The sequence below is a fragment of the Leucobacter sp. wl10 genome (assembly GCF_003569785.1).
Taxonomy (GTDB): domain Bacteria; phylum Actinomycetota; class Actinomycetes; order Actinomycetales; family Microbacteriaceae; genus Leucobacter.
Genome location: NZ_KZ983989.1, coordinates 234,735 through 255,539 on the forward strand (window position 1 = coordinate 234,735; position 20,805 = coordinate 255,539).

Annotated in this window: 17 protein-coding genes; 4 read left to right on the forward strand and 13 right to left on the reverse strand. The window is 69.4% G+C overall.

The features are described 5' to 3' along the window. Positions 1 to 23: 23 nt before the first annotated feature. The gene (locus D1J51_RS04900) at positions 24 to 695 is read right to left on the reverse strand and encodes a lysophospholipid acyltransferase family protein (protein WP_119074054.1); all 672 of its coding nucleotides are present in this window, start codon (positions 693 to 695) and stop codon (positions 24 to 26) included. Between the two features lie 140 nt (positions 696 to 835). On the opposite strand from D1J51_RS04900, the gene D1J51_RS04905 reads away from it, so the two are divergent. After that, positions 836 to 2,665, forward strand: coding sequence for an AMP-dependent synthetase/ligase (locus D1J51_RS04905; protein WP_119074055.1), 1,830 nt, complete (start codon positions 836 to 838; stop codon positions 2,663 to 2,665). An 8-nt stretch (positions 2,666 to 2,673) separates the two neighbouring features. Here D1J51_RS04905 and def read toward each other — a convergent pair whose 3' ends face one another. Both def and D1J51_RS04915 read right to left on the reverse strand, forming a co-directional pair. After that, entirely contained in the window at positions 2,674 to 3,165 is a 492-nt protein-coding gene (gene def, locus D1J51_RS04910) for a peptide deformylase (RefSeq protein WP_119074056.1), read from the reverse strand. 11 nt (positions 3,166 to 3,176) lie between these two features. Beyond that, positions 3,177 to 6,575, reverse strand: a complete 3,399-nt coding sequence (locus D1J51_RS04915) for a pyruvate carboxylase (protein WP_119074092.1) — start codon at positions 6,573 to 6,575, stop codon at positions 3,177 to 3,179. A 209-nt stretch (positions 6,576 to 6,784) separates the two neighbouring features. Here D1J51_RS04915 and D1J51_RS04920 point away from each other — a divergent pair, with 209 nt between their 5' ends. Next, positions 6,785 to 7,594 carry a ParA family protein gene (locus D1J51_RS04920; RefSeq protein WP_119074057.1) on the forward strand — a complete coding sequence of 270 codons (810 nt, stop codon included), beginning with the start codon at positions 6,785 to 6,787 and terminating at the stop codon, positions 7,592 to 7,594. Positions 7,595 to 7,638: 44 nt separating this feature from the next. On the opposite strand, the gene D1J51_RS04925 is transcribed toward D1J51_RS04920, so the two are convergent. The 4 genes from D1J51_RS04925 to D1J51_RS04940 form a co-directional block, all read right to left on the reverse strand. Then, positions 7,639 to 8,232 (reverse strand): MerR family transcriptional regulator, encoded by a 594-nt coding sequence (locus tag D1J51_RS04925; RefSeq protein ID WP_119074058.1) that lies wholly within the window; start codon positions 8,230 to 8,232, stop codon positions 7,639 to 7,641. A gap of 156 nt (positions 8,233 to 8,388) precedes the next feature. After that, positions 8,389 to 9,066, reverse strand: coding sequence for a transcriptional regulator FtsR (locus D1J51_RS04930; protein WP_119074059.1), 678 nt, complete (start codon positions 9,064 to 9,066; stop codon positions 8,389 to 8,391). 1 nt (position 9,067) lies between these two features. Then, positions 9,068 to 9,532 (reverse strand): FHA domain-containing protein, encoded by a 465-nt coding sequence (locus D1J51_RS04935; RefSeq protein WP_119074093.1) that lies wholly within the window; start codon positions 9,530 to 9,532, stop codon positions 9,068 to 9,070. Positions 9,533 to 9,655: 123 nt separating this feature from the next. Beyond that, complete coding sequence (locus D1J51_RS04940) at positions 9,656 to 11,137, reverse strand: helix-turn-helix domain-containing protein (protein ID WP_205547714.1); 1,482 nt, start codon at positions 11,135 to 11,137, stop codon at positions 9,656 to 9,658. 152 nt (positions 11,138 to 11,289) lie between these two features. Here D1J51_RS04940 and aceA point away from each other — a divergent pair, with 152 nt between their 5' ends. Continuing rightward, entirely contained in the window at positions 11,290 to 12,588 is a 1,299-nt protein-coding gene (gene aceA, locus D1J51_RS04945) for an isocitrate lyase (protein WP_119074060.1), read from the forward strand. Beyond that, positions 12,588 to 14,210 (forward strand): malate synthase A, encoded by a 1,623-nt coding sequence (gene aceB / locus D1J51_RS04950; RefSeq protein ID WP_119074061.1) that lies wholly within the window; start codon positions 12,588 to 12,590, stop codon positions 14,208 to 14,210. Before aceA ends, aceB begins: the two co-directional genes overlap by 1 nt. A 31-nt stretch (positions 14,211 to 14,241) precedes the next feature. Here the strand turns inward: aceB and mnhG are convergent, their stop codons facing one another. From mnhG to D1J51_RS04980, 6 genes are read right to left on the reverse strand one after another with little or no spacing between them, the layout of a single operon-like run. Next, positions 14,242 to 14,610: a monovalent cation/H(+) antiporter subunit G gene (mnhG, locus tag D1J51_RS04955; RefSeq protein WP_119074062.1), complete on the reverse strand. Its 369-nt coding sequence runs from the start codon at positions 14,608 to 14,610 to the stop codon at positions 14,242 to 14,244. Beyond that, the gene (locus tag D1J51_RS04960; protein ID WP_119074063.1) at positions 14,603 to 14,917 is read right to left on the reverse strand and encodes an MrpF/PhaF family protein; all 315 of its coding nucleotides are present in this window, start codon (positions 14,915 to 14,917) and stop codon (positions 14,603 to 14,605) included. Before D1J51_RS04960 ends, mnhG begins: the two co-directional genes overlap by 8 nt. Beyond that, positions 14,914 to 15,480: a Na+/H+ antiporter subunit E gene (locus D1J51_RS04965; protein WP_119074064.1), complete on the reverse strand. Its 567-nt coding sequence runs from the start codon at positions 15,478 to 15,480 to the stop codon at positions 14,914 to 14,916. Before D1J51_RS04965 ends, D1J51_RS04960 begins: the two co-directional genes overlap by 4 nt. After that, positions 15,477 to 17,144, reverse strand: a complete 1,668-nt coding sequence (locus D1J51_RS04970; RefSeq protein WP_119074065.1) for a Na+/H+ antiporter subunit D — start codon at positions 17,142 to 17,144, stop codon at positions 15,477 to 15,479. Before D1J51_RS04970 ends, D1J51_RS04965 begins: the two co-directional genes overlap by 4 nt. Further along, positions 17,141 to 17,686, reverse strand: coding sequence for a Na(+)/H(+) antiporter subunit C (locus D1J51_RS04975; RefSeq protein ID WP_119074066.1), 546 nt, complete (start codon positions 17,684 to 17,686; stop codon positions 17,141 to 17,143). Before D1J51_RS04975 ends, D1J51_RS04970 begins: the two co-directional genes overlap by 4 nt. Continuing rightward, positions 17,683 to 20,562: a Na+/H+ antiporter subunit A gene (locus D1J51_RS04980; RefSeq protein WP_240422915.1), complete on the reverse strand. Its 2,880-nt coding sequence runs from the start codon at positions 20,560 to 20,562 to the stop codon at positions 17,683 to 17,685. The genes D1J51_RS04975 and D1J51_RS04980 overlap by 4 nt, the downstream gene beginning before the upstream one ends. Between the last annotated feature and the right edge of the window lie 243 nt (positions 20,563 to 20,805).

Sequence of the window (20,805 nt, forward strand, 5' to 3'; positions counted from 1 at the left end):
GCTATCGGCGCGCCGGCCCGCGCTCAGCGGCCCCGTACGCTCGAGGCGTACACGTCGACGTACTGCTGGCCGCTCAGCCTCTGGATCTCGAGCATGATCTCGTCGGTCACGCTGCGGAGCACGAAGCGGTCGGCGCTCATCCCCCGGAAGCGGCTGAAGTCGAGCGGCTTGCCGACGACCGTGCCGATGCGCCGGATCTTCGGGATCTTCGCGCCGATCGGCATGGCCTTCTCGGTGTCGATCATCACCGCGGGCACGACGATCGCCCCCGACTCGAGCACGAGCCGTGCCACGCCCGTGCGCCCACGGTACAGGCGGGCGTCGGGGCTGCGGGTGCCCTCCGGGTAGATGCCGAGCACGTCGCCGCGATCGAGCACGCTCAGCCCGGTGTTCAAGGAGGCCTCCGAGGCCTTGCCCCCCGAGCGGTCGATCGGCAGCTGCCCGACGGCGAGCATGAAGTTCTTCACGAACCACCCTTTGAGACCCCGACCCGTGAAGTAGTCGCTCTTCGCGAGGAAGTACACGCGCCGGTCGATCATCAGCGGCATGAAGAACGAGTCGATCACCGACAGGTGGTTTCCCACAATAATTACCGGCCCCGACGCGGGAATATTCTCGGCACCCTCCACCCACGGGCGATAGATCGTTTTCAAGAAAGGCCCGATGATCAGGTGTTTAAAAATCCAGTAGAACACGGCCGGCGGTTTCCTCTCGTCCCAGACCACAATAGCCGAGCCGGGGCGGCCCTCCGGTATGCGTATAGGCTGATGGCATCATCCCGCGGCGCACGGCGCGCCGCCGAACGCCGCGACGCCGAGGTATCAAAGGAGCTGCCGTGAAACAGTCTCAGACCCCTATCCTGGTCCCCTCCGTCCCCGAGGACAACATCACCGATCTGCTCGAGCAGCGCGTCGCCGCGACGCCGGATCGCGCCCTCTTCTCGGTGCCGCAGGGCGAAGGCTGGCACGATCTCAGCGCCGCGGAGTTCCGCACGCAGGTGATCGAGCTCGCGAAGGGGCTCGTGGCGGCGGGCATCGAGCCGGGCGACCGGATCGCCTTCATGTGCAAGACCAGCTACGAGTGGACCCTCGTCGACTTCGCGATCCACTACGCCGGAGCCGTCATGGTGCCGGTGTACGAGACCTCGTCCCCGCTCCAGCTCCACTGGATGATCGAGGACTCGGGGGCTCGCGCGATCATCACCGAGACCGCGGAGCACGCCGAGCGCTTCGCCGAGATCCGCGACGAGGTCACGAACGTGACGCTCGCCTGGCGCCTCGACGAGAACGCACTCGATGCGCTGCGCGACAGCGGCCGGGACGTCGCGGACGGCGAGATCGACCGCCGCCGCGGCCTCGCGGTCGGCAGCGACATCGCGACGCTCATCTACACCTCGGGGTCGACGGGACGCCCCAAGGGCTGCGTGCTCACGCACGCCAACTTCGTCGACCTGTCCCGCAACTCGGCGGCGGCGCTCTCGGCGGTCGTGCAGCAGCCCGGATCGTCCACACTGCTGTTCGTCACGCTCGCCCATGTCTTCGCACGGTTCATCTCGGTGCTCGCGGTGCACGCCGGCGTGCGCGTCGGCCATCAGGCCGACACCACGCAGCTGCTGCCGGCGCTCGGCACGTTCAAGCCGACCTTCCTGCTGGCCGTGCCGCGCGTCTTCGAGAAGGTCTACAACTCGGCGGAGCAGAAGACCGAGGCCGAGGGCAAAGGCAAGATCTTCCGCGCAGCCGCCAAGGTGGCCGTCGCGCACTCCGAGGCGCTCGACGCCGGCAGGGTTCCCTTCGTGCTGGGAATCAAGTTCAAGATCTTCGACAGGCTCGTCTACGCGAAGCTGCGCGAGCGGTTGGGCGGCAACGTGCGCTTCGCGGTCTCGGGATCCGCCCCCCTCAGCCACTATCTCGGCCACTTCTACCGCAGCCTCGGCGTCAAGATACTCGAGGGCTACGGCCTCACCGAGACCACCGCGCCGGTCACGGTGAACCTCCCCGACAAGTTCAAGATCGGCACGGTCGGCCCCGCGCTGCCCGGACACACCGTGCGCATCGCGGAGGACGGGGAGATCGAGGTCAAGGGCATCGACGTGTTCAAGGAGTACTGGAACAACCCCGAGGCGACGCGAGCCGTCTTCACCGACGACGGCTTCTTCAGGACCGGTGACATCGGCGCGCTCGACGACGACGGGTACCTCTCGATCACCGGACGCAAGAAGGAGATCATCGTCACCGCGGGAGGCAAGAACGTCGCCCCGGCCGCGCTCGAGGACCCCATCCGCGCCAACACCATCATCGGCCAGGTCGTGGTGGTCGGCGATCAGAAGCCGTTCATCTCGGCGCTCATCACGCTCGATCCGGAGATGCTGCCCGTGTGGCTGAACAACAACGGCGAGGATCCGAGCATGACGCTCGAGGAGGCGGCCGCGCACCCGAAGGTGCTCGCCGAGGTGCAGAGCGCGGTCGATGACGGCAACAGGTACGTCTCGCGGGCCGAGTCGATCCGCAAGTTCGTGATCCTGCCGACCGAATTCATCGAGGCCAACGGTCACCTCACTCCGAAGATGAGCATCAAGCGCGACAACATCCTGCGCGACTTCGCGGGCGAGATCGCGGGGCTCTACGGAGACAATCCGCAGACCGAGATGGTCGACGTCGGCAAGTAGCGCGCCGCTCAGAACCAGTTCGACTGGCGGATGCGCCGCATGGCCTCCCCGCGCGTCTGGCGGTCGAGGCGCGAGACGTACAGCTTGCCGTCGAGGTGATCGCACTCGTGCTGCAGCGCCTGCGCGAGCAGGCCCTCTCCCGCGATCACGATCTCATCGCCGTCGAGGTCGAGGCCGCGCACCGTCGCGCGCGGATGGCGCATCACCTCGAACCAGAGATCCGGCACCGACAGGCAGCCCTCGCCGGTCGGCACGGGCTCCCCCTCGAGCGCCACGATCTCGGGGTTGAGCACGTAGCTGACCGCGCCGTCGATGTTGAGGCTGAAGGCCCGCTGCGTGTGGCCGATCTGGGTCGCTGCGAGGCCCGCGCGGCCCTCCATGTCGACCGTCTCGCAGAGGTCGGCGACGAGTGCGCGTACCCCGTCGTCGATGTTCTCGATGGGGTCGCACACGGTGCGCAGCACCGGGTCGCCGAACAGCCTGATCTCTCGAATCGCCACGGCGACCCAGCTTACGCGATGACGATGATCAGGTCGCCGGCTTCGAGGGCGCGGGTGCCGGTGAATACGATGCGCTCCACCGTGCCCGACACGGGGGCGGTGATGGCGGCTTCCATCTTCATGGCCTCGATCGTGGCGATCGGCTGGCCGGCCTCGACGGTCTCGCCGGCCGCGGTCTTGACGGTGACGGTGCCCGAGAAGGGCGCGGCGATGTGGCCGGGCAGGGTTCGATCGGCCTTCTCGGCGACCGGGGCGGCGACCTCCACGGAGTCGTCCTTCACGAAGACCTGCCGCAGCTGGCCGTTGACGCGCACCATGACGGTGCGCACGCCCTTGTCATCGGCCTCGCCGATGGCTTCGAGGCCGATGTAGAGGCGCACGCCGCGGGCGAGGTCGATGGCGTGCTCGGCGCCGGCTTCGAGGCCGTAGAGGTAGTCGGGGGTGTCGAGCACGGAGAGGTCGCCGAACTGCTCGCGCGCCGCCTCGAACTGGCGCGTCGGCTGCGGGAAGAGCAGGCGGTTCAGCGTCCGGCGGCGCTCCTCGCTCGTGCCGCCGAGCAGCTGGGAATCCTCATCGCTGATCGGTGCGACCTCGATGCTCGGGGTGCGGCCCTGGAGCACTCTCGTGCGGAACGGCTCGGGCCAGCCGCCGGGGATCTCGCCGAGCTCGCCCGCGAGGAACCCGACCACGGAGTCGGGGATGTCGTAGTTCTGCGGGTGCGCCTCGAAGTCGGCGGGGTCGGCGTCGACCGCGGCCAGGTGCAGCGCGAGATCTCCGACGACCTTCGAGGAGGGTGTCACCTTCGGGATGCGGCCGAGGATGCGGTCGGCCGCGGCGTACATGTCCTCGATCTTCTCGAAGTTCTCGGCGAGGCCCAGCGCGATCGCCTGCTGGCGCAGGTTGGAGAGCTGCCCGCCCGGGATCTCGTGCGTGTAGACGCGCCCCGTGGGCGAGGGCAGCCCCGACTCGAACGGCCGGTACAGGGTGCGCACCGCGTCCCAGTACGGCTCGAGCGCGAACACCGCATCCGCGTCGAGGCCGGTGTCGCGGTCGGTGTTCGCGAGCCCCGCCACCAGCGCCGAGAGCGAGGGCTGGCTCGTGGTGCCCGACATCGGCGCCGACGCCGCGTCCACCGCGTCGACCCCCGCGGCACTGGCCGCGAGCAGGGTCGCGAGCTGGCCGCCCGGCGTGTCGTGGGTGTGCAGGTGCACGGGCAGCTCGAAGCGCTCGCGCAGCGCGGTGACGAGCTTCGCGGCCGCGGCCGGGCGCAGCAGGCCCGCCATGTCCTTGATCGCGAGCACGTGCGCGCCCGCCCCCACGATCTGGTCGGCGAGACGCAGGTAGTAGTCGAGGGTGTACTTGTCCTCGGCCGGGCTCAGCAGGTTGCCGGTGTAGGCCATCGCGACCTCCGCGACCGCCGTTCCCGTCTCCCGCACGGCGTCGATCGCGACGCGCATCTGGTGCACGTCGTTGAGGGCGTCGAAGATGCGGAACACGTCCACGCCGGTCTCGGCCGCCTCCCGCACGAACGTCTGCGCGACCTGCGCCGGGTAGGGGGTGTAGCCGACCGTGTTCTGACCGCGGAGCAGCATCTGGATCGGCACGTTGGGCAGCGCCTCGCGCAGGGCGGCGAGCCGCTCCCAGGGGTCCTCGCCCAGGAAGCGCAGCGCGACGTCGTAGGTCGCGCCGCCCCACGCCTCGACCGACCACAGCTGCGGCGTCAACCGCGCCACGTACGGCGCCACCCGCACGAGGTCCCTCGTGCGCACGCGGGTCGCCAGCAGCGACTGGTGCGCGTCGCGGAACGTGGTCTCGGTGACCGCGAGCGCGGTCTGCTCGCGCAGGCTCCGGGCGTAGCCCTCCGGCCCCAGTTCGAGCAGCCTCTGCCGGTACCCGTCGGGCGCGGGCTCGGCGAGATCGGCCTCGGGCAGCTTCACCGCCGGGTCGATGTGCCCGGGGCGCGCCCCGTTGGGCTGGTTCACGGTCACGTTCGCGACGTGCTGCAGCAGGCGCGTCGCGCGATCCTTGGGCTTGTTCATCTCGAGCAGCTCGGGCCGCTCCTCGATGAACGAGGTCGCGACATCCCCCACCTGGAACGCGGCGTCGGCGAGCACGGCCTGCAGGAACGGGATGTTCGTCGCGACGCCGCGGATCCGGAACTCGCCCAGCGCGCGCCGCGCGCGCACCACCGCGTCCTCGAAGCTGCGGCCGCGGCAGGTCAGCTTCGCCAGCATCGAGTCGAAGTGCGGGCTGATCTGCGCGCCGACGTTGATCGTGCCGCCGTCGATGCGCACCCCGCCGCCGCCCGGGGAGCGGTACGCCGTGATCCGGCCCAGGTCGGGGCGAAACCCGTTCGCCGGGTCCTCGGTCGTGATGCGGCACTGCAGCGCAGCCCCGCGCAGCCTAATGTCGTCCTGCTCCAGCTCCAGCTCCGCCAGCGTCTCGCCCGCCGCGATCCGCATCTGCGCCCGCACCAGATCCACGTCGGTGACCTCCTCGGTCACCGTGTGCTCCACCTGGATGCGGGGGTTCATCTCGATGAACACGTGCTGGCCGGCGCGCTCCCCCTCGGTGTCGAGCAGAAACTCGACCGTGCCCGCGTTCTCGTACCCGATCGACCTCGCGAACGCGATCGCGTCGCGGGTGAGTGCGTCCCGCTGCTCCTGCGTCAGGTTCGGGGCCGGCGCGATCTCGACCACCTTCTGGTGGCGGCGCTGCACCGAGCAGTCCCGCTCGAACAGGTGCACCGTCGCGCCCGCGCGATCCGCGAGCACCTGCACCTCGATGTGCCGCGGGCGCAGCACCGCCTGCTCGATGAACATCGTCGGATCGCCGAACGCCGACTCCGCCTCCCGCATCGCCGACTCCAGCGCCTCGCGCAGATCCTCCTCGCGCTCCACGCGCCGCATGCCGCGCCCGCCGCCGCCCGCGACCGCCTTCGCGAACACCGGGAACCCGATCTCCCGCGCCCCCGCGATCAGCGCGCCGACGTCCTCGGACGGCGGCGTCGACCGCAGCACCGGCACCCCGGCCGCGATCGCGTGCTCCTTCGCCGCGACCTTGTTGCCCGCCATCTCCAGCGCCGCACGACCCGGCCCGACGAACCGGATCCCCGCCGCCTCCGCCGCCGCCGCCAGCTCCGGATTCTCCGACAAAAACCCATACCCCGGGTAGATCGCATCGGCACCCGACTCCACCGCCACCCGCACGATCTCCGACACATCCAGGTACGCGCGCACCGGATGCCCGACCTCGCCGATCAGATACGCCTCATCCGCCTTCAACCGGTGCAGCGAATTGCGATCCTCGTACGGGAACACCGCCACCGTCGACGCCCCCAACTCGTGCGCCGCACGAAACGCCCGAATCGCGATCTCACCACGATTGGCAACCAGAACCTTCTTGAACACGCGGAACACTCCTCTGCAGTCAATCGTCAGCGGCTGCCCAGGCCGGAAATCGTTCGGTATCAAGATACATGCAAACCGTGCTCCGCGTCCGTGGGCCGGCGGAAAACCCGGCCCGCGGGGCGCCGGTTCGAGCGCGGCGAGCAGCTGCGGCGGAGAGCAGCTCGCACGGGACTGGAGGTTTCCCGGCTTGCATCGACTAAACTTGTCGCGTGCATGTATTGAGTGTGAGTTCCCTCAAGGGCGGTGTCGGCAAGACCACCGTGACGCTCGGCCTCGCCTCGGCCGCCTTCTCCCGCGGTCTTCGGACGCTTGTGGTCGATTTCGATCCCCAGTCGGATGTGTCGACCGGCCTCGCGGTCGACCCCGAGGGATTCGCGAACGTGGCCGATGTGCTCGACAGCCCGAAGGAGAAGACGGTGCGCTCGGCGATCGCGCGCAGCGGCTGGAACGATTACCACGAGGGCGGCACCATCGACCTGCTCGTGGGCAGCCCCTCCGCCATCAACTTCGACGGCCCGCACCCCTCCACCCGGGACATCTGGAAGCTCGAGGAGGCCCTCGCTGTGGTCGAGACCGAGTACGACCTCGTACTCATCGACTGCGCCCCGTCGCTCAACGCGCTCACGCGCACGGCCTGGGCGGCGAGCGACCGTGTGCTCGTGGTCGCAGAGCCGAGCCTCTTCGCCGTCGCGGCGACCGACCGGGCGCTCCGCGCGATCGAGGAGATCCGCCGCGGCGTGAGCCCCCGGCTGCAGCCGCTCGGCATCCTGATCAATCGCACCCAGCCGCAGTCCATGGAGCACCAGTTCCGCATCCGCGAGCTGCGCGAGATGTTCGGCCCGCTGGTGCTGAACCCGCAGCTGCCCGAGCGCCCCTCGCTGCAGCAGGCGCAGGGCGCGGCCAAGCCGGTGCACATGTGGCCGGGCGAGGCCTCGCAGGAGATGGCCGCGAACTTCGACCTCGTGCTGGATCGCGTTCTCCGCTCGGCGGGCATGGACGCGGCGCGCGCAGCCAAGTAGCAGCGCGGCGGCACCGCCTTCATCCTTCTCGCGGCGCGACCGCGTCAGGAGATCTTGCGACCCCGTCGCCGCACCGCGAGCTCGTCGACGGCGTCCGGCTGCTCGCGGTGCTCGTCCATGTCGACGAGCGAGGTCTCGACCTCGCGCAGCACCTTGCCAACCGCGATGCCGAAGACGCCCTGGCCGCGGCTGACGAGGTCGATCACCTCGTCGTTCGAGGTGCAGAGGTAGACGCTGGCGCCGTCGCTCATGAGGGTGGTCCGGGACAGGTCGTGCACCCCGGCCTCGTGCAGCTGGGCGACGGCGGTGCGGATCTGCTGGAGGGAGATGCCGGTGTCGAGCAGACGCTTGACGAGCTTGAGCACGAGGATGTCGCGGAACCCGTAGAGGCGCTGCGATCCGGATCCCTTCGCCTCTCGAACGGTCGGCTCGACGAGCCCCGTGCGCGCCCAGTAGTCGAGCTGCCGGTAGCTGATCCCGGCTGCCCGGGCGGCGGTGGCGCCCTTGAAGCCGCCGTCCTGGTTGGGCCTCGGGAGTCCGTCGTCGAAGAGCAGCTCAGCATCGATCGAGATCGGCTGAGCAGTCGGCGGCTGCGACGGAGAACCCGCATCGCCGGACGGCTGCTGGGTGTGCTCCATCGTGTTCCTTTCTCCGCGGCGCAGCGCATGCTGAACGCCGAACTCCATCAACGCTACCCAGATGATCAGCCCCGTGCAACGACCGGTCGATATCAATTTCGGCGTGTCGATCTCTAGTTGAACTTGAAGGTTGAGATCACGCCGATGTCGTCCGGATCAGAGCCCGCCGAACCGCCTGCGCAACACGCCGGACCGCACCGTGTCGAGGTAGCCCGCGAGCTCGAGCGACTCCTCCGTGCTGGCCGGGGTTCCGTTCTTCACGCCGCGCGTCGACACGGCGTGCGAGATCAGCTCGGCCTCGCGCTCGGCCGCTACCCTCAGAGAGCGCAGATGCCGCGGCGTGATCCCCTGCTCCGCGAGTTTGAGGAGAGCGGTCAACTGCGCGACCGCATCGTGCGGGAACACCTCGGCGGCGGGCAGCAGGCCCGCCGCGATGGCCTCCCCCAGGAAGCGCGCGCTCGCGCCCGTGGAGCGCCGCAGCTCCTCGCTGCTCAGGACGCGCTTCGGGGCGAGAATGCTCGACGCGCTGCGGGGTGCGGCGCCGGGGATCATCGGATCGCGCCCCGCGTCCATCTCCTCGAGCACCTCGGCGATCACCTTGAGCGGGAGATAGTGATCCCGCTGCAGCGTGAGGACCAGTCGCAAACGCTCGATGTGCTCCTGCGAGAACTTGCGATACCCCGATTTGGTGCGCTCGGGGGTGACGAGCCCCTGCTCCTCGAGGAAGCGCAGCTTCGACGGGGTCAGGTCGGCGAAATCGTCCTGCAGCCGCGCGAGCACCTGGCCGATGCTCAGAAGGCCGGAAGTCTGCTGGCGGGCCTGCACGGCCGCCATGCTACGCGTCCTCGCCCAGATCGAAACGCGAGGCGAAGAAGGTGAAGCGGAACTTGCCGACCTGAACCTCGACGCCGTCCTCGAGCGCGACCTCGCCCTCGATGCGGGCGCCGTCGCAGAACGTTCCGTTGAGGGAGCCGAGGTCGACGACCGAGAACAGGGTGCCGCGACGGCGGAACTCCGCGTGCCTGCGCGACACGGTCACGTCGTCGAGGAAGATGTCCACCGCCGGATGCCGGCCCGCGACCGTGACGTCCTGATCCAGCAGGAAGCGCGCGCCGAGATCCGGGCCGCGGCGCACGACGAGCAGCGCGGCACCCGAGGGCAGCGCCTCGACCGCCTCGCGCTCGTCGATGGTGAGGTCGGTCGCTCGCGTGCGGATCATGGCCCCGAGATCGTCCCGGAATTGCTGGGTGGAACGCACCTCCGGGTTGTCGGCGCGACGAGCATGATTCTCGGTGTTCACGTCATCACCCATTCTTGACTCTCGAACGACGGCGGGCCGTACGGCCCAGTCCTTCTACGCTATCGCAGCGGCGGGCGGCGGCGCACCTCGAAGCGGCAAAATCGGAGCACCATCTTCGCGCCGTTACTCGTGCGCCTCGAGAAACGCGTAGACCTCGTTCGAGTCGACACCCGGAAACGTTCCGGTGGGCAGCGCCGCGAGCAGGCTCGTCGGCGTCGCCGCCTCAGGCCAGGAGGCCGCCTCCCACTTTCGGGTGAGGTCGCTCGAGGCCTCCCTGCAGCAGCGGTCGTCGGGGCAGAACGACTGCGAGCGGTGCGTCGTCTCGCGCCCTCGGAACCACTTCACATCCTCGAAACGCACCCCCACGCTCACCGAGTAGAGCCCCTCCTTCGCCTTCTCCACGCGGGAGGTGCACCAGTAGGTGCCGCCCGATGCCATATCGGTGTACTGATACCAGGGGTTGAAGCGATCCGGCTGCCCGAAGATCGTCCGCGCCGTCCAGTTGCGGCAGACCGTGGCCCCCTCGAGGTTGCCCAGCGCATCTGAGGGGAAGCGCACCCCGTCGTTCTCGTAGGCCTTGATGAGCGTTCCCGACTCGTGCGCCTTCATGAAGTGCACCTGCAGACCGAGGCGCTCCGTCGCGAGGTTGGTGAAGCGGTGCGCCGCCATCTCGTACGAGACGCCGAACGCGTCGCGCAGATCCTCCATCGAGATCTGCCGCTGCTTCCTCGCCTCCGCGAGCAGCTCCACCGCGGCCTCCTCCGGCAGCAGCACCGCGCCCGCGAGGTAGTTCGCCTCCACGCGCTGCCGCAGGAAATCGCCGTAGTTGCGAGGCTCCTCATGGCCGCAGACGAGGCTCGCGAGCGCGCGCAGGATCGGGGCCCGTGCGTCGCGCGAGGGCAGGTTGCTGCTGAGGTAGATGCGGCCGTTGCGGCGGTCGATCACCGAGCGCGTCGAGTGCGGCACATCCGACACGTAGTGCAGGCTGAATCCCAGTTTCTCGGCGACGTTCGAGATGGTCTGCTGCGACACCGGCCCCCCGCTGTAGCCGACGCTGTCGAGCAGCTGCTTCGCCGCGAGCTCGAGCTCGGAGAAGTAGTTTCCCGCGAGTCGCATCTCCCGGCGCAGCTCGGTGTTCGCGCGCCGCGCCTCCTCCGGGGTCGCGGCCCGCTCGCGATGCAGCCGCTCCACCTCCTGGTGCAGGCCGAGGATCGCGCGGAGCGTCTCATCGCCGGTCGCCTTCGAGACGCGGATCGGCTGAATGCCGAGCGAGCGGAACACCGGGCCGCGCTGGGCCCGTTCCACCGCGATCTCGAGCGCCGCTCGCTCGCTCGGCGCCTCGTCCATGAGCAGCTCGTCGACGGTGGAGTCGAGGGCGGCCGCGAGCGAGCGCAGCAGCGGCAGGCGGGGCTCGCGCTTGCCGTTCTCGATCGCCGAGAGCTGCGACGGCGCGCGATCCACGGCGACCGCCAGCTGCTCGAGGGTCAGCCCCAGTCGCGCGCGGCGCTCGCGCACACGGCGCCCGAGCGTCAGGGCATCGCCGCTCTCCCCCGGGGCGGGATCTGAGGGGCGGTTGCCGCCGATTTCGGACTCGAGAAGTGTCATGCGCCCATCGTGCCAGAGACGGATTCTTCCGACAAGCAGAAAAAGCCGTGAATTTCACCACCCGTATACCCGTTTTCGGGGGGTGAGGCGCCTGCAAGATGGAACTACACCCGCAGGCACCGGCCTTCGGGGATCGAGACACAGGAGTCATCGTGACGAACGACGCAACGCAGAACACCGCCGCCGAGCAGCTCGCGTGGGACTGGGAGAACGACCCCCGCTGGGAGGGCGTCGCCCGGGACTACCGCGCGGAAGACGTCGTCCGCCTCCGCGGACGCGTGCAGGAGGAGCACACCCTCGCCCGCCGCGGCTCCGAGAAGCTTTGGACGCAGCTCACGTCGGAAGGACGCGAGGGCGGCTACACGAACGCCCTCGGCGCCCTCACCGGCAACCAGGCCGTGCAGCAGGTGAAGGCCGGGCTGCGCGCCGTCTACCTCTCCGGCTGGCAGGTCGCCGCCGACGCGAATCTCTCGGGTCACACCTACCCCGATCAATCGCTCTACCCCGCCAATTCAGTGCCGCAGGTGGTGCGTCGCATCAACAACGCCCTCCTGCGCGCCGACCAGATCGAGCACGCCGAGGGCATCCAGACCGTCGAGGACTGGCTCGTGCCGATCGTCGCCGACGCGGAAGCCGGTTTCGGCGGCCCGCTCAACGCGTACGAGCTCATGAAGTCGATGATCGCCGCCGGAGCCTCCGGTGTGCACTGGGAGGATCAGCTGGCCAGCGAGAAGAAGTGCGGCCACCTCGGCGGAAAGGTGCTGATCCCCACCCAGCAGCACATCCGCACGCTCAACGCCGCCCGCCTCGCGGCCGACGTCGCCGGGGTGCCGAGCGTGATCATCGCGCGCACCGACGCCGAGGCGGCCACGCTCATCACCTCGGACGTCGACGAGCGCGACCGCCCCTTCATCACCGGCGAGCGCACGGCCGAGGGCTTCTACAAGACGCGCAACGGGCTCGAGCCCTGCATCGCCCGCGCCAGGGCCTACGCCCCCTACTCCGACCTGATCTGGATGGAGACGGGCACCCCCGATCTCGAGCTCGCGCGCAGCTTCGCGGAGGGCGTCAAGTCGGAGTTTCCCGACCAGATGCTCGCCTACAACTGCTCGCCCTCGTTCAACTGGAAGCAGCACCTCGACGACGCCACGATCGCGAAGTTCCAGCGGGAGCTGGGTGCGATGGGCTTCACCTTCCAGTTCATCACCCTCGCGGGCTTCCACGCCCTCAACTCGTCCATGTTCGACCTGGCGCACGGCTACGCCCGCGACGGCATGAAGGCCTACGTCGAGCTGCAGGAGCGCGAGTTCGCCGACGAGAGCCGCGGATACACCGCGACGAAGCACCAGCGCGAAGTGGGCACCGGCTACTTCGACGCCATCTCCACCGCGCTCAATCCCGACGCCTCGACGCTCGCGCTCGTGGGCTCGACCGAGGAAGGACAGTTCTGATGAATACCGCAACGCTCACGACGCCCGCCCGCGTCGAGGTGCTCGGACGCGCCTTCGACCGTAGCGATGAGATCCTCACGCCCGAGGCGCTGCACTTCCTCACCGAGCTGCACCACCGCTTCGCAAGCACCCGTCACGAGCGGCTCGCGGACCGCCAGCGCCGACGCTACGAGATCGGCAACGGCCGCGACCCGAGGTTCCGCGACGACACCCGGCACATCCGCGAGGACACCGGTTGGCGCGTCGCCGGGGCGGGCCCGGGTCTCGAGGACCGCCGCGTCGAGATCACCGGACCCACCGACCCCAAGATGACCGTCAACGCCATGAACTCGGGGGCCCGCGTGTGGCTCGCCGACCAGGAGGACGCCACGAGTCCCACCTGGCGCAATGTCATCGGCGGCCAGCTCTCGCTGTACGACGCGATCCGCGAGCAGCTGATCCACACGAGCCCCGAGGGCAGGGAGTACCGAGTCACCGCCGAGCGCACGCCGACCATCGTGATGCGGCCCCGCGGCTGGCACCTCGTCGAGAAGCACATCCGCTTCATCGACGCGCAGGGGCAGGCGGGGGCGGCATCGGGCAGCCTCGTCGACTTCGGGCTCTACGCGTTCCACAACGCGCACGAGCTCGTCGCCCGCGGCCGCGGCCCCTACTTCTACATCGCCAAGCTCGAGTCGAGCGAGGAGGCGAAGCTGTGGGACGACATCTTCTCCTACACCGAGCGGGCGCTGGGCCTCGAGCACGGCACGATCCGCGCGACGGTGCTCATCGAGACCCTGCCCGCCGCGTTCGAGATGGAGGAGATCCTCTACGTGATGCGGGATCACATCGCCGGCCTCAACGCGGGCCGCTGGGACTACATCTTCTCCATCATCAAGAACTACCGCGGCCGCGGGGCGCGCTTCGTGCTCCCCGACCGCAGCGAGGTCACGATGACCGTGCCGTTCATGCGGGCCTACACCGAGCTGCTCGTCAAGACCTGCCACAGGCGCGGGGCGCACGCCATCGGCGGCATGAGCGCGTTCATCCCGAATCGCCGTGACCCCGAGGTCACGGCGCGCGCGGAGGAGAAGGTGCGGGCCGACAAGCACCGCGAGGCGAACGACGGCTTCGACGGCACCTGGGTGGCCCACCCCGACCTCATCCCGGTCGCGCGGGCAGAGTTCGACGCCGTGCTCGGCGGTCGCCCCAACCAGCTGGACCGCCGGCGCGACGACGTCGAGGTGACCGCGGCGCAGCTGCTCGACGTGCGCATCGGACGCGACATCACCGAGGCCGGCGTGCGCGACAACGTCTCGATCGGGATCCGCTACATCGAGGCGTGGCTGCGCGGGCTCGGCGCGGTGGCGCTCGACAACCTCATGGAGGACGCCGCGACCGCCGAGATCAGCCGCTCGCAGATCTGGCAGTGGATCCATCAGGACCAGTCGACCGCCGAGGGTACGCGGATCACCCGGGAGTGGGTGTCCGGCCTCGTGCGCGACACCGTCGACGGCCTCGAGCGCTTCGACGGGGATCGCTACGACGACGCGGCGGAGCTCTTCGCCGACGTGGCGCTGGGCGACGACTTCCCCACCTTCCTCACGGTGCCTGCGTACAGCCGCTACCTCGTAGACGCCTAGCACGCGCCCCTCGGCGATCGAGCGGAGCGATCTACAGGGAATCGCTCCGCTCGATCGCCGGTCCGAGCTCGTCGACCACGAGCGTGCCGGTGTCGAGCTGTCCCGTGCGGTAGGCGGCGCGGCCCACCATGTGCGCCGCCACCGGCGCGGTCAGCGACTGGAACACGAACACGGGCACGAGCGCGAGCAGCGTGGCGAACGAGCGCTGGTCGAGCGCGATCGCGGCGATGATCAGCAGCAGGCCGAAGATCTGCGGCTTCGTCGCGGCGTGGAGCCGGCTCAGGGCGTCGGGAAAACGGAGCAGCCCGATCCCCGCCGCCACCGACAGCACCGAGGCGAGCAGGACGCAGACCACCGCGGCGACATCCATGAGCTGCTCCAGAAGGCCCGTGTCAGACATGCCCGGCTCCCCTCGTCGGCTCCTGGATGGGCGGCTGCTCCGCCCGGCGCTTCACGAACCGAGCCACGACGATCGTGGCGAAGGTCGCGGTCGCCGCGATGACCGTCATCAGCGGGATCGTGTCGGTGTGGCCCCGCGCCACCATGTCGGTCCCCACCGCGAGCAGGAGCGTGGTCAGCAGCACGTCCGAGGCCACCATGCGGTCGAGGATCGTCGGGCCGCGCACGATCCGCACGATCGCCGCGAGCGCCGTCGCAGTCAGTCCCAGACCCGCCGCAATCAGGGCGGCCGTCATCACCGCGGTCATCTCATCCCCCTGATCTCCTGCTTCGAGCCGACGGACAGGATGAGCAGCCGCTCGATGCGCCGCACCTCGCGCCGCATCGCCGTGATCTCGCGCTGCGTCGGCGTGTTCAGCACGTGCAGGTAGAGCGTGGATCCGAACCGATCGACCTCCGCCACGAGCGACCCCGGAATCAGCGACGTGGTGAGCCCCACCATCGTCAGGATGAAGTCGGAGCGCGTGCGCAGGCGGACCGCGATGATCGAGGTGCGCGGCACGGGCCCGGGCCGGACCGCCAGCCACGCGACCTGCCAGGAGGCCACGACGAGGTGCCAGAGAAAGTATCCGAGGTAGAGCAGCGCGTACCAGGGGTTGAAGCGGCCGGCGAGCTCCACTGGAGGGAGATAGAAGAGCCGCATCACGAAGACCGCCACGACCACCCCGCTGAGCAGCGACAGCGGGGACACCTCGCGCCACAGCATCATCCAGAGCAGCACGAGCCCCACGAGCAGCGGCAGCTCGTGCAGCCGCACGCCCCACTCGGCGCGCCGTTCGGCGCGCGGCGCGCCCGTGCGCGCCCCGCTCACCGGTCTCCGCCTTCCGGTCGGGTCGTGCCGCTGCCGCCGCCGAGCTGCCCCGGCGTGTCGCCGAGCACCATGTCCACCATCGCACCGGGCGCGGCCATGTCGTCGCCCGCCCGGTCGGCGTACGCGTACAGCGGTCCGGCGAACACGGTCAGCGCGATGCTCACCACCACCATGCCCGAGGTCGCCGCGATCATGAGGCGCGGGATCTCCTTCTGCTCCTGCGTCGGGCGCGCGTCGGGCGCGTCGTGCAGCCGCTCGAAGAGCGCCTCCTCCCGCTCGCGCAGCATCGTGGCCTCCGCCGTGGGCTTCAGCAGCGATCCGGTCTCGGCCGCGGGCTCCGTCGTCCGCTTGCGCGGCCGCCAGAAGGCGAGCACCCAAGCGCGCGCGAGCGCGTAGAGCGTCAGGAGCGACACGAGCGCGCCCACGCCGATCAGCCAGTAGGCGCCGGGCGTCGCGAGATCGGCCGCGACCGTGAACAGCCCCACCTTGCCGATGAACCCCGAGAACGGCGGGATGCCGCCCAGGTTGAGCATCGGGATGAAGAACAGCACCGCGATCACGGGGGCGCTGCGCAGCATGCCGCGGAGGTCGGAGAGCGACGTCGTGCCGCCCTGCCGTTCGAGCAGGCCCACGGCGAGGAAGAGCGTGGTCTGCACGATGATGTGGTGCGCGATGTAGTAGATCGTAGCGGCGAAGCCCACGGCGTTCGCCATGGCGATGCCGAAGATCATGTAGCCGATGTGGCTGATGAGCGTGAACGACAGGAGACGCTTGATGTCGAGCTGCGAGACCGCGCCGAGGATGCCGACGATGAGGGTCAGCCCCGCCACCACCAGCAGCAGGCTGTCCACGCTGGAATTCGGGAACAGCTGCGTCTGGCTGCGGATGATCGCGTACACGCCCACCTTCGTCAGCAGGCCCGCGAACACGGCCGTAACGGGGGCCGGTGCGGTCGGATAGGAGTCGGGCAGCCAGAAGGAGAGCGGGAACACGGCGGCCTTGATCCCGAACGCGATGAGCAGCGCCAGGTTGAGCAGCAGCTGCATCTCGCTCGGCAGCTCCGCGATCCTCACCGTGAGCTGGGCCATGTTGACCGTACCCGTCGCACCGTAGATGAGCGCGATGGCCGCGAGGAACAGCACTGATGAGATGAGCGACACGACGACGTACGTCACCCCGGCGCGGATTCGCTGCACGGTGCCGCCGAGCGTGATGAGCACGTAGCTCGCCACGAGCAGGATCTCGAAGCCGACGTAGAGATTGAAGAGGTCGCCCGCGATGAAGGCGTTGAAGACGCCGGCGCCCAGCACCAGGTAGGTGGGGTAGTAGATGGAGACCGGGGTGTCCTCGTCGCCGTCGGCGAGGCCCTGCCCGATCGAGAAGAGGAAGACGCCGAGCAGCACCACCGACGACACGACGAGCATGAGCGCCGACACGCGGTCCACCACCAGCGCGATGCCGAAGGGGGCGGCCCATCCGCCGACCTCCATCACCAGGACCCCGCGCGCGTCGACGAGCCACATCAGCACACCGCTCAGCACCAGCACGAGGCTCAGCGCGACCAGCGTGACGGCCTGCTGCAGCTTGCGGTGCCCGGGAACCGCGAGCGCCAGAGCCGATCCCGCGAGCGGGATCAGCACGACGAGAGGAACCAGTGCGATCATCGGCCGGTCTCCCCCCCTGCCGGGTCGGCCGTACCGGCCGGCTCTCCGGCGATCCGGTGCTGCTCGCCGCCCGAATCGTCGTCCCCGTCCGAGTCGTCGTCCTCGTCCGAGTCGTCGTCCTCGTCCGAGAACTCCGGGGCCTCGGCCAGGTCCTCGTCGGTGACCTCGACCGTGGTGAGCGCCTCGGTGGCGGCGATCTCGAGATCGGCCTCGTCGTCCTGCACCGTGTCGTCCAGTTCGTGGGCCAGCCGCCAGGAGCGATAGATCAGCGCGAGCAGGAACGCGCTGACGCCGAAGGTGATCACGATCGCGGTGAGGATGAACGCCTGCGGCAGCGGATCGCTCATCTCCTCGGCGGGCCCCGCTCCAGCGATGGGCGCGATGCCGAACGAGCCCGACATGAGGAAGATCAGGAGATTGGTCGCGTTGCCCACGAGCAGGAAGCCGAGCAGCAGTCGCGTCAGCGTACGATCGAGCATGAGGTAGACGCCGCAGGCGTAGAGCACGACCATCGCGGCGACCAGTACGAGCGGCATCGTCATCGGGCTCTCACCGCCTCCTCTTCGAACGCCGCGACCTCGGCCTCCTCGTGCTCGTCGATCTCGGCGCCGAGACTGCGCAGCACGTCGAGGATCAGGCCGAAGACCACGAGGTAGACGCCGATGTCGAAGAGCGTCGACGTGACGAGGGGCACCGTGCCGAAGATGCCGAGGTCGAGGTCGACCCACGCCGAGGCGAGTGCCGATTGCCCGAAGAGCATCGGCAGCAGCGCCATCGACACGGCGAGGGCGAGACCGACGCCGAGGATGCGCCCCGCATCGAGGGGCACGGTGGCGCCGAGCTCGTGCCGTCCTCCGGCGAGATACCGCGCGACCAGCGCGAGACCCGCCACGAGACCGCCGGCGAAGCCTCCCCCGGGCGTATTGTGACCGGTCAGGAGCAAGTAGAGGGACAGGATGATGAGACCGTGGAAGATGAGGCGCACCACGACCTCGAGCAGGATCGAGCGGCGGGCGGGGTTGAGGTGGCGGCCCGCGAGCAGCCAGCTGACCCGGCGCATCGGGTCGTTGGGGTCGGCGACCCGCAGCAGATGCTCCCGCGCCTGAGAGCGCGCGTCCCGACGGCTGAGCTTGGGCCGCAGATCGGCGCGGGTCCGCAGGAACACGAGCGATGCGACGCCGGTCGCCGCTGCGAGGAGCACGGAGAGCTCGCCCATCGTATCCCAGCCCCGGATGTCCACCAGCATGACATTGACCGCGTTGCGCCCGTGCCCGCCCGAATAGGCGAGATCCGGGATCTGCAGCGAGATAGGCTCCGCGATGCGGGATCCGAGCGCGACGACGGCGAAGGCGCCGATCACGAGCCCGACCGCCGCACCGATGAGGATCCGGATCCAGCGCATCTTGAGGCTGGGCCGCGAGCCGAGGCGCTGCGGCAGCCGGCGGATCACCAGCACGAAGGCGATCAGCGTCACCGTCTCGACAAGCGCCTGGGTGAGCGCGAGATCGGGTGCCCCGTGCATCGCGAAGATGGCCGCCATGCCGTAGCCGGTGACCCCCACGAGCACGACCGACTGGAACCGGGTGCGGGCGCGGAGCGAGAAGATCGCCGCGACAATCATGATGATCGCGATCGGCAGCTGCACCGGCGAGCTGACGAGCTCGAACTCGTCCGGCCACTCCCCGGTCACGAGCAGCGTGCCGCCGAGCGCGAAGACCATCACGATGAGGATCACCGCGAGGTAGAAGGGCAGAGAGCCGCGCTGCGTGAGCGAGGTCACCCTCACGGCGAGGCTGTCGACCCGGTGCGTGACCACCCAGTACGCGTGCGAGGCGGAGAATCGCTCCGGGAGCACCGGAAGCCGCCGCGTGGTTCGGGAGAACACGACACCGAGCACAAGGCCGAGCAGGATCACCGCGGTGGATGCGGCGAAGGCGGGAGTCAGACCGTGCCACAGCGCGAGGTTCTCGGGGCTCGCGCCGGGCGTCACCGTCTGCAGCACGGGATCGATCACCGACGCCAGCACCCCGCCGAGGAGGGTGGTGAGCGCGAACGCGGCAGGGGCGATGCAGATCATCCAACCCGGACGGTGGACCACCGAGCACTCGACCGTATCGGGCTTCTCGGCGAAGACGCCCCACAGGAAGCGACCCATGTAGGCGACCGTGAGGATGCTGCCGAGCACCGCGACGCCGAACGCGAGGTAGCCCAGCGGTTGATCGACGCCGATGCGCAGCAGTTCGGTGAATGCCGACTCCTTGGCGACGAAACCGGCGAACGGCGGCAGGCCGGCCATCGAAGCCGCGGCGGCCGTCGTGATGAGCGCCAGCACCGGCATCCGCCGGCCGATCCCGCTCAGCTTGCGCAGGTCGCGCGTACCCGTGGAGTGATCGATGATGCCGACCGTGAGGAACAGTGGAGCCTTGGCGACCGCGTGCGCGAAGAGCAGGGCCATCCCGGCGAACGACGCGCGCGGATCCGCCACCCCGAACACCATGACCAGCAGGCCGAGCTGGCTGACCGTGCCGTGCGCCACGATGAGCTTGATGTCGAATTGCCTGAGCGCGCGGATGCCGCCCCCCAGCATGGTGATCGCGCCGAGCACCACGAGCGTCTCGCGGTATCCCGGAACATCCCCGAAACCCGGTCCGACCCGGGCGATGAGGTAGACGCCAGCCTTCACCATCGCGGCTGCGTGCAGGTAGGCGCTGACGGGGGTGGGAGCCGCCATCGCGCCCGGGAGCCAGAAGTGGAAGGGGAAGATGGCCGACTTCGACAGCGCGCCCGCCAGCACGAGAAACACCGCGACCGTGGCGACGGGCCCCTGGGGCGGCCGCGCCACGACCTCGGAGAGCAGCGACGTGCCGGCCTGCTGCGCGAGCAGCACGAAGCCCACCAGCATGGCGAGGCCTCCGAGCGTCGTGACCATGAGCGCCTGCAGGGCGGCGGCGTTCGCCGTGCGCAGCCGCGTCACGTGCCCGATCAGGAGGAAGGAGAAGACCGTGGTCCCCTCCCAGAAGATGAAGAGCAGATAGAGGTCGTCGGCGAGCACCAGGCCCAGCATGGAGGTCGCGAATCCCATGAACACGGCGGCGAAGCGGGGCAGGCCGCCCTCGCCGGCATCGAAGTAGCTGGCGCAGTAGAGCAGCACGAGCGCCCCGGCCCCCGTGACCAGGAGGGCGAACAGCGCGGAGGTGGTATCGAGCCGCAGCGTGAGCGTCACCCCGAGCTGCGGGATCCACTCGACCGACTCCGTCAGCACCTCACCGGCGAACACCGGCCGCGCGAGCACCAGCAGCCCTGCGAACGCACCGCCCATCAGGATCGCGAGGGCAACGAATGTGCCTCGGCCGAATCGCTGGACGATCGGGTGTACGAGAATGGCGCTCAGGGCGAGGACGAGCAGCATGCTCATCATCGCTCCCATAGGCGGCCCGCTTCCGTCTGCGTTCTCGTATTGTGTTCTGCATCGAGTCTACCGGAAACGGGGCGTTGAACTCTGGACGGCGACGGGACCGGGCGCGGCGCGGCGGCACGGATCCGCGAGTCGCCCGCCCGCGGAGCTCCGCGCAAAAATGCGAGAGGCCCCGAGGGGCTCACCGGCGATGGTGAACTCCTCGGGGCCTCTCTTGGGGTGGTGTTCGGCGGTGTCCTACTCTCC